Genomic DNA, 15,021 nt, shown 5'->3' on the forward strand with positions numbered 1-15,021 from the left:
AAGACGTCCCTCAAAAGCCCACGTCCAGAATCACGTTGTCGGTATAGGCCCCGGCTGGCGGCGTGCTCTGGTCGGTGTAGACCCTGGCGTTGTAGTTGAACACCTGGCTGCCCGTGCCCAGGCCGTTACCCGGGTTGATCTCGGCATCGGTGCTTGATCGCCGGGCCGCGCCGACGCTGCCCCAGACCGTGGTCCCGGCACTTTTGAAGATGTCGTAGGAAAGGTAGTTGCCCCCCGAGACCATCCGCCGGCGCCCGCCACTGGCGTTCTGGCCCGGGTCCAGGCCGACCGTGTAGGGGCTGCCCTTGGTGCAGGAAACATTGACCGTCTGGCTGACCGGACTGAAGGCGCTGATCACCGGAAAGCCGCCAAAGCTGATATTCGGCGCGGTCACCGTGCAGTCGTTGTTGACGGTCATGTTCACCGTGAGGCTGGCGGTCCCCGAGTTGGTGTCACGCCCCAGGCAGACGCCCAGCGCGCCGATGCCGGCGCAGTAACTCCAGTCCCAGAAAATGCTCAGGGTCTCGGTATAGATCCCCGCCGCCACGTTGCTGCCGATAATCGTATTGACATAGATCGGCACGGTCTTGGGCGTGCTACCACCGAGTAGTCCGAGGGCGTCGATAATGCCGTTGCGAGCAAAATCATAAGCCGTGCCCCGGTTCACCAGGTAGGCGGCGCCGGTGTTGTTGGTGGCATAGAGGTTGTAGCTGATGACGTCCCCGGTCGGTCCGACCATGCCGGTGGTGGAAGCACTGACCGTGGCATAGAAATGATCGTTCAGGGTCAGCAGGGTCAGTAGCGAACCGGTGCAGCGCAACCCGGCGTTGGTGGTGGACGAGGCTTGCGCGGTGGTGCGGACCAGGATCGAGCTCACCGCGCCGAAACCGATCGCGTTGGTCGCGATCACCGAGCACAACGCCTGGGCCTGGCTGGCCAACCCGCTCAACAGTACGCCCAACACCACACTCCGCATCCCCACCCGACACCTCCTGTGTCTATCGACAAACCAGCGGACCGATCATCGGCACCTGCTCGGTGGAATCGTCCATGGCGAACTGCACCCGACAGCGGCTGCCGTCGGCCAGGGTCACCTGCAAGCTGTTCTGCTTCGCCAGGTTCTCCAGGTAGACCAGGCCGTCCCAGCCCACCACCGCCCTGGCCCCGGTCTGCTCGTGGAGTACGTTGGCCCCCAACGGCAATGGCTTGTTCTGCACATCCACCAGCCCAACGCTCGCGGCAATGATCCGGTTCAACGGGAACTCCAGCAGGTAACCGCTGCCCCGGCGGACCGCCACGCGCTGCTCGACATTCGGACTCTGGACGTTGGCCGGCAGGTTCAGCGGATCGATCTCGTACTTGCCGCGATAGTAGCCACTGCTGCCGGTCACCAGCAGCTTCCCGGACTTGTCGGTCGCCCCCACCCGCTGGTTTTCGTAACGCACCGGAACGTTCGGATAACCGTTGGTGCTGACCACCACGAACGCATCGTCGATGCGGTTGGCGGCGAACACCTGCTTGTCCATCCAGACCAGCGAACCGCTGGCGTCGGCCCAGCGGGTTTCGGCATCGCTGCTGCCATACACGCCGGCCTGCAACTGCACCGACTGCAGGCGCCAGGTCAGGTCGGCCTGGCGATAGTCCGGGCCCTGGCCATGGGCATAACCGAGGTTGTAGCCCACCCCGCCCTGGGTCGGTACGGCGCGGCTGAAGTTGACCCGCTCGCGACTCTCGCCGGTCTTGCTGCGCTCGACACTCAGGCTCAGGCTGCCGCTGAGGTCGAAGGGAATCACCACCTGGGCCTGGACCGCCCAGTGGCTGTCGCCGATTTCGCGGTTGGCCGACAAGTAGAAGCTGCTGTTGCCCCACAGCGGACGGTTCCAGGTCAGGTTGAGCAAACGGGTGCGGGTATCGTCAGCGGCACGGATATCGAAATAACCGGCGCCCAGGCTGCCCCAGCGGTCGAGGTTGAGGCTGGCGGTGACCTGCTCGCTGCGCTTGCTCAGGCTGATATTGGGGGTGTCGATCAGCGTCAGGTCGGCGTATTGATCGTGGCGCTCGATCCGTTGGTAGGACAGGCTGTAGCGCTGGCTGCTGTACTGGTAGCCGAGGCTGATCTGCTGACCCTGGCGCCCATCGTAACGACTCTGGCTGATGGCGCTGTTGAGCACCCCCAGGTTGCCCAGGCGCAGGTTGCCGCCGATCCCGCCGAGGGTCAGGTCACTGGCAGCCTCGGCATGGCTTTCCAGGGTGAAGCTGTCGCTCAGGCCGTAACGCAGGCTGCCGGAGGTCACGCCCGGGCCATAGCCGAAATCCCGCAAGGCATAATCGCGGCGCAGGTTACCGGCGGTCAGCGCAAAGTCCGACATCCCCTTTTGCAGCAGGGCGCTGGTGACATAGAACGGCACGGTGGTGGAGACCTGCCGCCCCAGGGCATCGGTGGTCACAACCACCGCCTCGCCCGCACCGTTGATGAACGGAATATTGGTCAAGGTATAGGGACCGGGCTGCACGTTGTTGCTGGAAGACTTGAAACCGTTGATAAACAGGTCCACCGAGGACGGCACCGCCGCCTCGCCGGCGAATTGCGGCAAGGGATAGGTCACCAGGTCCGGGCGTACGCTGAAGTCCCTCGACAGTTGCACCCCGCCCAGGCGCACCGAATTGCTCCAGGGCAAGGCACTGCTGACCACGTCGCCGGCCTCGTAGGTCAACAGACTCTCATCGTCGGAATAACGCCAGGTGGTGTCGTAGCGCCGATAACCGTTGTTCAACCCACCGCCCGCGCTCGCGCCGATACTGCTGCGGTACTGGCCGGTGTTGGAGACGGTGCCCCAGGTGTCGAACACCCGCACTTCGTTCCAGGCGGCCAGGTAGGTGCCGGCATCGTCGGTGTCGTTGAGGTACAGGTCATAGTTGAGCAACGCGCCGAAGCTGGTCAGCGCCTGGGTCCGCGGGTAGGCCTGGCGGTTGCCGAGGAACTGCGCCGGCAACCAGTCCGGCGGCACGGTCAGTAACAGGCGCTGGCCCTGGCTGTCGTATTCGCTGTGCAGCCCCGGCAACTGGTCGAGCGCCACTTCGGCGGCCACCGACGCCGGCAACTTCATGCCGAGCGCCTGCAGGTCGGAAGCCGGCAGAAACAAGTGGCCCGCCCGCTGATCGACGACGATGACCTTGCCGGTATCCATCTGGTTGACCAGCAGCTCAAGGTACAACTGCGCATCGGCGATCGCCTCCAGGCTGCTGGGCGGTGGCGGCAGCTCACCGGCAGCCGCCCTGGGGATGAACACCAGCCAGCAGCACCCCGACGCGATCCACGGCAGACATTGGATATAACGAGCCCACACTCAGCTCACTCCCTGTTCTTCACTGATCCGCCTTGACGCTCTGGGTCTGCGGCGCACCGTTGACCCGCAGCAGCAATTCCTGGCCGCCGGCCAATGGCTCCGGTAGCGGCCAACGCATGGTTGCGCCCGGCAACACATAGCCCATCAGCCCTTCGGCCAACGGCCGGGTCTGGCCGCCCTGTTTGACCGCCACATCGGTCAGCCGCGCGTGCACCGCGCCGCGGTTGCGAATCTCGAGGTAGGCACGCCCGCCCTGGCTCACCTTGCGCCAGCTCAGGTCCGCGACCCCGGCGCCTTTCGGGTCACGCGGGCGCGTCAGGTCCGGCTTGCTCCAGAGTCCCGCACCGTAGGCGAACAATGGCACCGAGTAGCGCATCTGGAACTGGATCGCCGCCGCGGTCTTGCCGTCCGACTCGGGCCCGTTCGGCGCCTTCGCCGCCGGGATCTCGTCGATGATGATGCGGTAGGCCTGTTCCTGGCCGGGGGGCACGTCGCGGGTGCGGGTCAGGCGCACCAACTGTTTCTGCCCCGGCTCGATCCGCGCCACCGGCGGGCTGCCGATCACGTCGCGCTGATTCTGGTACTGGTCGTCGAAACCGCTCTGGCTCCAGGCGAATACCCGCACCTGCAGATTGGCGGTTTCATTGCCGCGATTCTCCAGCCACAGGGCACTGGCCTGTTGATCGGCCTCCAGCACCGGATCGATCGGCCAGATCAGGACCGAACTCGCCGCCTGAACCCTGGCCACACCCAGCAAAAGCACCGCCAGCAGTCCGTAACGCACGGCCGGCAAGCGCCGGGAGGCTGAACACATAGGCCAACTCCTTGTTGTTTCAATTAAAACGCCCCCTACCAGGACAGCTGTACCTGCAGCACATCGCTGTAGGTCCCCGCCGGCTGATTACCCGGTAAAACCACCCGGCCGTAGATCGGCAGGCTGATGTTGTTCGCGTTGCCATAGGCCACGCTGATGCTCTGGCTGATACCCAGGCTCTGGCTCAGGCCGGCGTCGCTGAACAACTGATAAGCCACCTGGGCACTGCCGCTGTTGAGCTTCAGGTGCCGGCCGCTGCTGTTGTTCTGTCCGCCGTCGACGCTCATGCTCAAGGTCACCCCTGGTGTGCATTGCAATTGCACCCCGCCGGTCAAGGCGCTCGATACCGTGCTGGTGGACAACGCCGAGTAGCTGCCGTAGTTCAGGTTGCCGTAGTTGGAGCCGCCGCCCACCACCAGGCAACCGGCGACAATACTGGCGCTGACCTGGAAGCTCGCGCTGGTCACCGCCGCCAGCGGCTGCGGCAGGCTGCTCGCGCAGGCCAGCAGCACCAGGGCGCATCCATGCCCGGCCATCGCACCTAGAAGCTCAGCTGTACGGCAATGGTGTCGGTATAGGTCCCCGCCGGCAGCCCGGGTTTACCCACCGCCCGGCCATAAAGACTGATGGTCTGGGCCGCCCCCGTGCTGGCCGCCAGGGGAATCACCCCGGTGCTCGTCAGCAGGTTGTTGTAGCCGGAGTCGGTGTAGAGGTCGTAGGGCACGAAATTGGCCACCCCGTCGTACAGGGCCCGGCTGCCACCGGGGGACTGGCCGTCATGCAGGCCACCCTGGATGGTCACCGTCGGCGTGGTCCCGGACGAGCACTGGATCGACACCGCCCCGCCGCCAGCGGCCGTCAGTTGGGTGCCGGTATTGGTGAACAGGCTGGTGGTGGTGCCGAAATTCAGCGAACCGAAGTTCAGGCCGCTGCTGCCGGCGCCTCCGTTGACCAGGCAACTGCTGGTCAGGATCAGGGTCGAGCTGATCTGGCCGGTGACCGTGGTGGCGGCGTTGGCGCTGGTCATCAGCGTCAGGCCGAGCAATGACAAACCGAGTCGCGATACAAGCTGCATGATGCTTTCCTCTGTTGAGTTACCAGTCCAACGTGACGGTCAGAAGGTCGCTATAGACGCCCTCCGGCAGTGCATTGGTATTCGCGACCACGGCGCCATAGACCGGAATCGGTACCTGGGTGCCGTTGCCCACCGCGAAATTGCGTTGCTGACCGATGCTGTAGCTGTCGGTGCCGCCGGCATCGATGAACAGTCGGTAGGGAATGCTTTGCCGGCCATTGCTCAGGTAACGGGAGACACCGTCGCCGTTGCTGCCACCATCAATGGTCACGGTGAAGCCGGTGACCTGGGAATTGCAGGTCACCTGGAGATTGCTGCTGTTGCCTTGCAGGTTGGCGTTGAGCGGACGGTTCCAGGTCGGGCCCTGGCTGCCGAAGTCCAGGCGGGCGGCCATGCTCGCGCCAAGGGGAGTGGCGCGGCTCACCTCACAGGCGGAGGAAATCACCAGCCGGGCCTGGATTTGCCCGGTGATCGCCGCGTGGGCACTGTCGGCCAGAAAGAACAAGGTGCCGACAGCAATCAATGCGTGGTTGCCAGACTTCATATGCCGATCCTAATTCCATCAGGATTGAACCTACTGGCCACCCACCCTGGGCGGCGTTCCCTTTCCTGCCGGATCCACCGACAGGTCCTGCATGAGCAGTGCTACCAGGTGACGGTCACCTTCACCACATCGGTATAACGGCTGACGCGCGGTATTTGCGCCAGTGGCTCGATTCGCCCATACAACGGCAACTCAACGGAGCCACTGTCGGGCACGGTGCCAGTGACGGGCTGATTGACCGGCAGCGCAATACGCCGCGCCGGATCACGGTAGAGTCGATAAGGAATGGTGCTGCCGGGATCGCTGCCGGCCAGATAGCGGACATCGCCGACACCGCCATGCTGGCCGCCGTCGATGCGCATTTGATAAGGGGTGTCGGGATTGCATTCCAGGCGCGGCAGGCGATGATTCGACAACGTGGCCCCCAGCGCCCCCGACGGGCCGTCGAGACGGGCGATATCGCCAAAATCCAGCACGCCGAGTTGCTCGATGCCCGAATCACGGGTCACGCCGACCAACTGGCAACCACGCTGCACATTGACTCGCACCTCCACCTGGAGTTGCGCGGCCAGTACCGGCACGCAGCACAGCGTGCTCAATATTGCCAAAACAACAGATCCATTCACGGCCTCAATCCTTTTGAGGGATGGCTTGCTGAAATCAGGTTAGCAGTGAAGGAAAATGCGTCCAGCAAAGTAAGACATTTAGTAACAATTCGTAGGCGTTTTCATACCTGATGATGTAAAGCTTACCCATGTTTCCACTGGGTAATCCTCTATCAACCGCATGATCCTGTTTCCGTGCCCCTTGAGAAGCCCACGTCCGGCAGCACACCGTCGGTATCGCCCAGGCGCATCGTGATTACGCGGTTACCAGTCCAGCGTAACGGTCAGGGTATCGCTGTAAGTCCCGGCTGGCAGGGCTCCCTGATTGGCCAAAACGGCGCCATAGACGGGAATGGGGATCTGCGTGCCGCTGCCCGCGGCAAAGGTATGTTGCTGACCGATGCGGTAGTTGTCGGTGCCGGCGGCGTCGACGGTGAGCCGGTAGGGAACGTTCCGGCTGCCGTTGCTCAAATAACGGGAAATGCCGTCGCCGTGGGTGCCGCCATTGATACTCACGGTGAAGCTGGTGGGACCACTGGACGTGGCACCGCACGTCACCGCCAGGTTGCCGTTGCTGCTGTGCAGTTGGGCATTCAACGGAGCGTTCCAGGTCGGGCCCTGGCTACCGAAATCCAGCAGGCCCGAATTATTGCCAGCAGCCCCAGCGCCGATGGTGCCACTGGTGACCTGACAGCCGGCACTGATAATCAACTGGGCCTGGATATGCCCGCTGACCGCTGCCTGCGCACTGTTGATCAGCAGGCAGGCAAGGCCGAAAACCGTCCCTGCGCGCTTGAGGTGTTTCATGGCTCGATACCACCAGGATTCAGGACGGTGTACAAACAGGGGCCTGGTCTGCGCCTGCGCCTGCGCCGGACGGCAGGTTTACAGGGCCCGGAACAAGGGACAACGCCCAAACCATAGAGTTTTCAAAGGCCTCATTCCTTTTGGATAGAGGTTGCCTTGATTGAAGCGTCACGGTAAAACTTGAAAGTGGTTAAAGATTAATCGATATGGCGATATGCCTTCACGCCTTTTCTGATGCATCTGACGAATGAACTCGATCTGGACTTTCATGCAAGGGGATCTTCTCCGTTGGCCGCTCTGCCTCCCCATCGCCCTGGCGTGAAATCCCGTTGGCCCGCCTTGCGCCGCTTTTTCGGCAAGGCTTTCGCCGGCAGGGGCAGCGTCGCACCGCCGTCCCACGACGTGCACGAGTATTTCCACCGCAAAGCCAAGCATCAGGGCTACACCCTCAGCCTGAGCCAGCAGCGGGTCATCGAACGCATGGCGCAACAGGCCACTGCGTTGCTGTACAGCGCGCCCCAGGGCCGCCAGCGCAGCCTGTACCTGCACGGCGCGGTCGGACGTGGCAAGAGCTGGTTGCTGGACGGCTTTTTCCAGGCCGTGCCGATTGCCGAGAAGCAACGGGTGCACTTCCACGATTTCTTTACCCACCTGCACCAGGGCATGTTCCGCCACCGGGAAGCGCCGGATGCCCTGGGCCAGACCCTGGACGAACTGCTCAAGGACTGCCGGCTGCTGTGCTTCGACGAGTTCCATGTCCATGACATCGGCGATGCCATGCTCATCAATCGGCTGTTCAAGGCGCTGTTCCAGCGTGGCGTGCTGCTGTTGGTGACCTCCAATTACCCGCCCGAAGGCCTGCTGCCCAACCCGCTCTATCACGCCCGCTTCAAGCCGGTGATCGACCTGATCAACGCTCGCATGGAAGTCATGGAAGTCGGCGGCCCGCATGATTACCGCAGCCAGCCGCGCAGCCATGACCAACAGCAATTCACCCTGGGCCAGTACGTCTGGCCGGGCAGTCCGGCACAACGCCAGACCCTGCAATTACCGCAGCGCCAGGCCCAGGCCTTTGCCCTGCAGGTCGGCGCCCGGCAACTGAAGGTGCGCCTGTGTAGCGAACACACCGTGCGTTTCGAGTTCGCCGACCTGTGCGACCAGCCCACGGCCGTGATGGACTACCTGGAACTGTGCCGACGTTTCGACACCTGGATCGTCGATGAACTGCCCAGGCTGGAAGACTGCTCGATCGCGGCCCAGCAGCGCTTTATCAACCTGATCGACGTGCTCTACGACCAGGACAAGCGCCTGTTGCTGATCGGCGAACGGCCGCTGCGCGACAGCCTCGGCGGCAACGCCATCGACCTGGCACGCACCCGCAGCCGGCTGGGGCAACTGGTCGAAGTCGGGCCCGAGTCCCTCAACCCGGGCTGACACCCGCCCCGCACTCGCTCATCAGAGCGCCGTCGCTGAACAACATTGCTATCATGGCGATCTTTTTTCGATGATCGCGACGAGTACTCACGCCCGCTTATGGATACCCTTGCCCAACTGCGCGCCGGTCAACTGACCGGTATCAAGCGACTCGACCTGTCCTGCGGGCTGACCGAGTTCCCCCGGGAAATTTTCCAGCTGGCCGACTCCCTGGAAATCCTCAACCTGAGCGGCAACGCCCTGAGCAGCCTGCCGGACGACCTGCATCGGCTGCCACACCTGCGCATCCTGTTCTGCTCGGACAACCAGTTCACCGAGTTGCCGGTGTGCCTGGGCCAGTGTGCCAAATTGAGCATGGTCGCCTTCAAGGCCAACCGTATCGAGCAGGTGCCGGCCGCCGCCCTGCCGCCCCTGCTGCGCTGGCTGATCCTGACCGACAATCGCATCACCGAGTTGCCGGAGGAGTTGGGGCGCCGGCCCCTGCTGCAGAAGCTCATGCTGGCGGGCAATCGCCTGCGTACCTTGCCCGCCAGCCTGGCGGACTGTCACCGGCTGGAGCTGATCCGCATCGCCGCCAACCAGCTGGACGAGCTGCCCGAGTGGCTGCTGACCCTGCCGAGCCTGGCCTGGATCGCCTATGCCGGTAACCCGAAGCTCGATCACACCGGTGAAGTGCTGGTCGGCGACACCACGCCGAGCATCGACTGGAGCCAGCTGCAACTGGCCCAGCGCCTGGGCGAAGGCGCCTCGGGAGTGATCAGCCAGGCCCGCTGGAACCGTGCCGAGGCGCCGGCCTTGCCGGTGGCGGTCAAGCTGTACAAGGGCAGCATGACCAGCGACGGTTCGCCCCTGAATGAAATGAATGCCTGCATCGCGGCGGGCCTGCATCCGAACCTGATCAAGGTCGAAGGGCGCATCGCCGGCCATCCCGATGCCCAGGCCGGCCTGGTGATGGAACTGATCGATCCGCAGTTCGCCAATCTTGCCGCGCTGCCGAGTCTCGACTCGTGCAGCCGGGATGTGTACCAGGACGAGACCCGCTTCAGCCCCGGACAAGCCTTGCGCATGGCGCGCGGGATCGCCTCGGTGGGCGCGCACCTGCATCGCCTGGGGCTCTGCCATGGCGACCTGTACGCACACAATATTCTCTACAACGAAGCCGGAGACTGCCTGCTCGGGGATTTTGGCGCCGCGTCATTCCATGCACCGACCGACAGCCTGGAAACCCGCGCGCTGCAACGGATCGAGGTGCGTGCATTCGGGATTCTGCTCGGCGAGTTGCTGGAGCGGATCGACGGGGAGATGGAGCCGCGCGTGCTTGAATCGCTCAAGGACCTGCAGCTGCGCTGCATCCAGCCGGATGTGCTGGCTCGCCCGGGGTTCGAGGCGATCTGCGCGGATTTGCTGTAGTAACAGCGAACAATCTCTGGAGACTGGCAGCGCCGCTCAGGCCGCCATCGCCAGCAAGCCGGCTCCTACAGGGCCGGGCTCGGCGATAGCTTGCGGTGAAACACGGACTTGCAGGAGCCGGCTTGCTGGCGATGAGGCCCTCGAAGCCGGCTCCTGCGGTACGCTGGGATCAGCCCGCCAGGCCGACAAACATGTCTTGCACGTCGTCGTGGTTGTCCAGGCCTTCGAGGAAGGCTTCGACTTCAGCCATCTGCTCGTCGCTCAGGCCGCTGACCGGGTTCTTCGCCTGGTAACCCAGCTTGGCCGACAACACGGTGAAACCTTGCTCCGGCAGGGCTTTCTGCACCGCATCGAGATCGGTCGGCTCGGTGAGGAACAGGGTCGCGCCCTCTTCACCCGGCTCGAAATCCTGGGCGCCGGCTTCGATCGCCGCCATTTCCGGGTCCGCATCCGGGCTGTCCGGAGAGGCTTCGATCAGGCCGACATGGTTGAAGTCCCAGGACACCGAGCCCGACGCACCCAGTTGGCCCTTGCGGAACGCCACGCGGATTTCCGCGACGGTGCGGTTGATGTTGTCGGTGACGCATTCAACGATCAACGGCACCTGGTGCGGGGCGAAGCCTTCGTAGGTCACGCGGTGATACTGAACGGTTTCGCCCAGTTGGCCCGAGCCTTTCTTGATGGCGCGTTCCAGGGTCTCGCGGGGCATCGAGGCCTTTTTCGCCTGCTCGACCACCAGACGCAGGTGTGCGTTGGTGGAAACGTCCGCACCGTTGCGCGCGGCGATGGTGATTTCCTTGACCAGCTTGCCAAAAATCTTGCCCTTGGCGTTGGCCGCCGCTTCTTTGTGTTTAACCTTCCACTGTGCGCCCATTACTCACTCTCTCGATCAGAGGCGTCGTGACATTTATTGGCCGACGCTTTGCCGCCCAGTTTATACGGCCAGTCCCCGCCAATCGACCAAAACCTGACGAAGATTACGACTCTACCCTGATGTTCGTAGGCAATTTCCCAAACATCGTTTTGCGGTGTCCATGCGCCCACGGCTTTTCGTACCCTCTGCCGCAAATCCGTGGAGAAGAGACGAAATGCCTCAGGACAAGGAACGACAGATCTCACTGAGCATCGGCCTGCTCCCTGACCCCTTGCCGGTCATCCGCTTCAAGGGCCGCGAGGCCTTGAACGAACCCTTTCGCTTCGAAATGGAACTGCTGGGCGACACCGCCCTGGACCTCGAGCCCCTGCTGCATCGCCCGGCCCTGTTGAGTCTGGGCCACGGGCAGGCCAGCTGGCACGGGATCATTGAGGAGATCAGCAGCCGCTACCTGGAGCCACGACTCTGTCATTACCAGGTGGTGTTGATGCCCCGCCTGCAAGCCCTGGCACGTTGCCCACGACGCCGGGCCTTCTGCGACCTGAGCGTACCGGCGATTCTCCTGCGGCTGCTTGAAGCCCACGACCTGGAGGCCGCCGATTACCGCTTCGAGCTCGAGCGTGGCCTGTACCCGCGCCGGGCCCTGTGCCTGCAACAGGATGAAAACGACCTGCAGTTGCTGAACCGGCTCTGCGAGGAAGAAGGCATCCACTATCACTTCGAACAGGCGCCGCACCGACATGTCCTGGTATTCGCCGAAGACCCGCAAAGCTTTCCCGAACGGGCCGGTGTCGTGCCTTGTCACGACAGTGCCGCGGGACTGGAACAGGCCTTTATCAGCCAACTCTACGAGCGTCACCAGATGCTCGCCAGCCATGACAGCCGACTGCCCGGGCATGCTTGCGCGTGGCCGCTGCAAGCGCCCGACGACGGCGCCGCCAACCAGACCAACGCCTACGGCCTGCACACCACCAGCCCCACCGAGCGCCAGCGCCACGAGCAGCAACGCAGCCAGCGCACCCTCGAGCGGCTGCGCTGCGAACAACGCCAGATCCGGGGCTACAGCAACCTGGACAGCCTGCGCAGCGGCGAAGTCCGGCGGATCGGCGGCCATCCACGGCAGGCACTCAACGATCAATGGCTGATCACCGAGGTGCAGCATCTGGGCGAACAGTGCCTGGACCGATATCCCGTCGATGCCTTCAGTATCGAGGAGGATGACGGCCCGCATGACGAGTGTTTCAGCGACGGCTACAGCAATCACTTCAGGGCCATCCCCTGGGCCACGCCGTTTCGCCCCTCCTTGCGGGAAAAACGCCCGACGGCGCCGGGTTATCAGATCGGCACGGTCCTGGGTACACATGCCGGCACCGCCCGGCCGGATGCCCAGGGACGCCTGCGGGTGCAATTGCCGAACAGCGTCCAGCCCGCGGACTGCGCGCCGGGCTGTTGGGTATCGCCCGGGGTCGTGCAAAGCCAGCCCCCACGGGTCGGCAGCCAGGTACTGATCGACTTTGTCGAGAACGAGCCGGACCAACCGGTGATCTGTGGTTTTCTCACCGATCGGGACCTGTACGCCGCCTTTGACCCGCCGCCCCTGGCCGACAAACCTCCCGGTGCCGCTGCGCCGTGGGAGGGGCAGGACAGCGGCGGGGCGCCGGACGATGACCCCGGGGAGTTCTATCTGTATGAGCAACCCTGTGAACCACCGATAGCCGCCGCCCGCTGCCTATGCGAAAACATCTGGTACGTCGTGCGAATGCCCCGGCCCGGGCTCAAGGAACTGGCGCGCCTGAGCCGCGATGACATCCTGCTGGAAGGCCGCAGTGACAGCCGTGGCGCCGCCCTGCTGAGTTCCGCCGGCAGACGGCGACTGGCCCTGGAGTTGGCGGCCACGCCGGAACAGCTGTGGCTGCTCTACCCCGGACAATGCGTGGCCCTGCATGCGTACATCCAGCAGCACTGGAGCCTGCGCCAGCGCCAGGCCTTTCTTCAGGATGGCTTGAATGCCTCCAGCGTTTCCGGCACCAGCCCAAGGAATGCCTGAATCAGCCGCAGTTCCTTGCGGCGCTCCAGGCAACCGATCTGGTGCCGGTTGCCGAGGCCGTCACCATTGATCGGCAACGCCCGTACCCGGGGGTCAGGACTGACTTCCAACGACGAGACGATGCCCACCCCCAGCTTCGCGGCCACCGCTTCGGTCACCGCCTCGCGGCTGTCCAGCTCCAGCAGTACCCGCGGATTCACGGCAGCCTGGGCACAGGCCTGGTCGAAGGTGCGCCGGGTGATCGAGCTCGGCTCACGCAGCACCATGATCACCTGGTCCAGTTGCTCCAGGGCAATGCCCTGCGGTTCGGCCAGCCACGGATGCCCCTGGGGCACCAGCGCACAGATCCGTGACTCGCTCAGCGGTTGCAGGTACAGGCCCTTGCGTGGCTCGACCTCGGTCAGCACCGCCACATCGGCATGCTCGGACAACAGCGCCGCCAGGGTTTCCTGGGCATTGCCCAACCTCAGGTTGACGGTAATCCCCGGGTAGCGCGCCCGCAGCCGGGCGAGCATCGGCATGACCATATGCGGCCCGTCGGCGGCAATCTCCAGACGTCCGGTCAACAGCTGTCGATTGGCTTCGAGCATGGCCTGGGCTTCCTCGACCAGGCCGAACATGGCCCGGGTAATCGCCGCCAGCCGGGTGCCCTCGGCGGTCAGCTCCACCCGTCGCGCGGTGCGCCTGAGCAAGGTGACCTGGTAGTGCTCTTCCAGGGCCTTGATATGTCCGGTCACGGCTGGCTGGCTGATGAACAACCGGGCCGCGGCACGGGTAAAACTACCCTCGCGGGCCACGGCATCGAATGCGCGCAGTTGGAACAGGTTCATGGCTATCGGCCTCACTGATAGCTCGCATAACAACAAACAATTTGATTGATGACAAGCCAAACTGCAATTTATGCCCTGTATCCCGTCAACGATCCCCGCCGCGAGAAACCAGCATGCGTACTGCCGCTCCCCTCCTGCTCACCCCGGGTCCACTGACCACCTCAGCCCGCACCCGTCAGGCGATGAGCCAGGACTGGGGCTCCTGGGATGAGGGCTTCAACCAGCTGACGGCGAGCCTTTGCGAGCAACTGCTGGCAATCGTCAACGGTGCCGACAGCCACTATTGCGTGCCCTTGCAAGGCAGCGGCACCTTTGCCGTGGAGGCGGCCATCGGCACACTGGTGCCACGGGACGGGAAAGTCCTGGTGCTGATCAACGGCGCCTACGGCCAGCGCCTGGCGAAGATCTGCGCAGTGCTCGGCCGTTCGTTCAGCACCTTCGAAACCGCCGAGGACCAGCCGACCACCGCCATTGATGTCGAGCACTTGCTGCTGGCCGATCCGACCGTCAGTCATGTCGCGCTGATTCATTGCGAGACCAGCACCGGCATCCTCAATCCGCTGGCGGACATCGCCGAGGTGGTCGCGCGTCACGGCAAACGCCTGATCATCGACGCCATGAGCTCGTTCGGCGCCCTACCCATCGACGCTCGCCAGGTGCCGTTCGATGCGCTGATCGCCGCCTCGGGCAAATGCCTGGAGGGCGTGCCCGGGATGGGTTTTGTCTTGGCCCGCAAGGAAACGCTGGCCGCGGCCGCCGGCAACTCCCATTCGCTGGCGATGGATTTGCACGATCAGCACGCCTATATGGCCAAGACCGGCCAATGGCGTTTCACCCCGCCGACCCATGTGGTCGCGGCGCTGCACGAGGCGCTGGTGCAGTACCACGAAGAAGGTGGCCTGCCCGCCCGTCTCGGCCGTTATGCCGACAACTGCCAGGTGCTGCTGGAAGAAATGGCCGGGCTCGGCTTGCGCAGTTTCCTGCCTGCGGCGATCCAGGCGCCGATCATCGTGACCTTCCATGCACCGAAAGATCCGCGCTACCAGTTCAAGGCGTTCTACGAACGGGTCAAGGCCAAGGGTTTCATTCTTTATCCGGGCAAGCTGACCCGGGTCGAGACCTTTCGCGTGGGCTGTATCGGCCAGGTCGGGCGCAGCGATATGCAGGCGGCGGTTGCCGCTATCGCAGAGGTCCTGCGGGAAATGGAAGTGCTGGATATCTAGAAACGCAAAAG

At 63.9% G+C, this 15,021-nt stretch carries 14 protein-coding genes; 4 read left to right on the forward strand and 10 right to left on the reverse strand.

The features are described 5' to 3' along the window. Window positions 1-10 precede the first annotated feature (10 nt). From CWE01_RS22405 to CWE01_RS22440, 8 genes are all read right to left on the reverse strand, one after another. Window positions 11-976: a spore coat U domain-containing protein gene (locus CWE01_RS22405; protein WP_100942732.1), complete on the reverse strand. Its 966-nt coding sequence runs from the start codon at window positions 974-976 to the stop codon at window positions 11-13. A 22-nt stretch (window positions 977-998) separates the two neighbouring features. After that, entirely contained in the window at window positions 999-3,323 is a 2,325-nt protein-coding gene (locus tag CWE01_RS22410; protein ID WP_100942784.1) for a fimbria/pilus outer membrane usher protein, read from the reverse strand. Between the two features lie 43 nt (window positions 3,324-3,366). After that, a complete protein-coding gene (locus CWE01_RS22415) occupies window positions 3,367-4,161 on the reverse strand; it encodes a molecular chaperone (RefSeq protein WP_100942733.1) in 795 nt (264 codons plus the stop codon). A gap of 35 nt (window positions 4,162-4,196) precedes the next feature. Further along, window positions 4,197-4,697 (reverse strand): spore coat U domain-containing protein, encoded by a 501-nt coding sequence (locus CWE01_RS22420; RefSeq protein WP_100942734.1) that lies wholly within the window; start codon window positions 4,695-4,697, stop codon window positions 4,197-4,199. Window positions 4,698-4,702: 5 nt separating this feature from the next. Continuing rightward, on the reverse strand, window positions 4,703-5,239 hold the full coding sequence (locus CWE01_RS22425; RefSeq protein WP_371315563.1) for a spore coat U domain-containing protein: 537 nt from the start codon (window positions 5,237-5,239) through the stop codon (window positions 4,703-4,705). Window positions 5,240-5,255: 16 nt separating this feature from the next. Continuing rightward, window positions 5,256-5,780 (reverse strand): spore coat U domain-containing protein, encoded by a 525-nt coding sequence (locus CWE01_RS22430; RefSeq protein ID WP_100942736.1) that lies wholly within the window; start codon window positions 5,778-5,780, stop codon window positions 5,256-5,258. Window positions 5,781-5,881: 101 nt separating this feature from the next. After that, window positions 5,882-6,406 carry a spore coat U domain-containing protein gene (locus CWE01_RS22435; RefSeq protein ID WP_100942737.1) on the reverse strand — a complete coding sequence of 175 codons (525 nt, stop codon included), beginning with the start codon at window positions 6,404-6,406 and terminating at the stop codon, window positions 5,882-5,884. 243 nt (window positions 6,407-6,649) lie between these two features. Beyond that, entirely contained in the window at window positions 6,650-7,192 is a 543-nt protein-coding gene (locus CWE01_RS22440) for a spore coat U domain-containing protein (RefSeq protein ID WP_100942738.1), read from the reverse strand. A 288-nt stretch (window positions 7,193-7,480) separates the two neighbouring features. Here CWE01_RS22440 and zapE point away from each other — a divergent pair, with 288 nt between their 5' ends. Continuing rightward, window positions 7,481-8,626 (forward strand): cell division protein ZapE, encoded by a 1,146-nt coding sequence (gene zapE / locus CWE01_RS22445; RefSeq protein ID WP_100942739.1) that lies wholly within the window; start codon window positions 7,481-7,483, stop codon window positions 8,624-8,626. Window positions 8,627-8,725: 99 nt separating this feature from the next. Continuing rightward, the gene (locus CWE01_RS22450; RefSeq protein WP_100942740.1) at window positions 8,726-10,036 is read left to right on the forward strand and encodes a leucine-rich repeat-containing protein kinase family protein; all 1,311 of its coding nucleotides are present in this window, start codon (window positions 8,726-8,728) and stop codon (window positions 10,034-10,036) included. 169 nt (window positions 10,037-10,205) lie between these two features. On the opposite strand, the gene CWE01_RS22455 is transcribed toward CWE01_RS22450, so the two are convergent. Beyond that, window positions 10,206-10,910 carry a YebC/PmpR family DNA-binding transcriptional regulator gene (locus tag CWE01_RS22455; RefSeq protein ID WP_100942741.1) on the reverse strand — a complete coding sequence of 235 codons (705 nt, stop codon included), beginning with the start codon at window positions 10,908-10,910 and terminating at the stop codon, window positions 10,206-10,208. A 214-nt stretch (window positions 10,911-11,124) separates the two neighbouring features. Here CWE01_RS22455 and CWE01_RS22460 point away from each other — a divergent pair, with 214 nt between their 5' ends. Beyond that, entirely contained in the window at window positions 11,125-12,957 is a 1,833-nt protein-coding gene (locus tag CWE01_RS22460; protein WP_100942742.1) for a type VI secretion system Vgr family protein, read from the forward strand. Here CWE01_RS22460 and CWE01_RS22465 read toward each other — a convergent pair. Beyond that, window positions 12,903-13,787, reverse strand: a complete 885-nt coding sequence (locus CWE01_RS22465; protein ID WP_100942743.1) for a LysR substrate-binding domain-containing protein — start codon at window positions 13,785-13,787, stop codon at window positions 12,903-12,905. The genes CWE01_RS22460 and CWE01_RS22465 overlap by 55 nt on opposite strands. A gap of 113 nt (window positions 13,788-13,900) precedes the next feature. Between CWE01_RS22465 and CWE01_RS22470 the strand changes: the two genes are divergently transcribed. Then, window positions 13,901-15,010, forward strand: coding sequence for a 2-aminoethylphosphonate--pyruvate transaminase (locus CWE01_RS22470; protein ID WP_100942744.1), 1,110 nt, complete (start codon window positions 13,901-13,903; stop codon window positions 15,008-15,010). Window positions 15,011-15,021: the final 11 nt, after the last annotated feature.

The sequence above is a fragment of the Pseudomonas sp. QS1027 genome, assembly GCF_002814235.1.
Classification (GTDB): Bacteria; Pseudomonadota; Gammaproteobacteria; order Pseudomonadales; family Pseudomonadaceae; genus Aquipseudomonas.

Coding starts and splice junctions, on each gene's coding strand:
- CWE01_RS22465 (WP_100942743.1), bottom strand. CDS start 13,787: ATGAACCTGTTCCAACTGCGCGCATTCGATGCCGTGGCCCGCGAGGGT.
- CWE01_RS22420 (WP_100942734.1), bottom strand. CDS start 4,697: ATGGCCGGGCATGGATGCGCCCTGGTGCTGCTGGCCTGCGCGAGCAGC.
- CWE01_RS22415 (WP_100942733.1), bottom strand. CDS start 4,161: ATGTGTTCAGCCTCCCGGCGCTTGCCGGCCGTGCGTTACGGACTGCTG.
- CWE01_RS22455 (WP_100942741.1), bottom strand. CDS start 10,910: ATGGGCGCACAGTGGAAGGTTAAACACAAAGAAGCGGCGGCCAACGCC.
- CWE01_RS22460 (WP_100942742.1), top strand. CDS start 11,125: ATGCCTCAGGACAAGGAACGACAGATCTCACTGAGCATCGGCCTGCTC.
- CWE01_RS22430 (WP_100942736.1), bottom strand. CDS start 5,780: ATGAAGTCTGGCAACCACGCATTGATTGCTGTCGGCACCTTGTTCTTT.
- CWE01_RS22470 (WP_100942744.1), top strand. CDS start 13,901: ATGCGTACTGCCGCTCCCCTCCTGCTCACCCCGGGTCCACTGACCACC.
- CWE01_RS22440 (WP_100942738.1), bottom strand. CDS start 7,192: ATGAAACACCTCAAGCGCGCAGGGACGGTTTTCGGCCTTGCCTGCCTG.
- CWE01_RS22405 (WP_100942732.1), bottom strand. CDS start 976: ATGCGGAGTGTGGTGTTGGGCGTACTGTTGAGCGGGTTGGCCAGCCAG.
- CWE01_RS22450 (WP_100942740.1), top strand. CDS start 8,726: ATGGATACCCTTGCCCAACTGCGCGCCGGTCAACTGACCGGTATCAAG.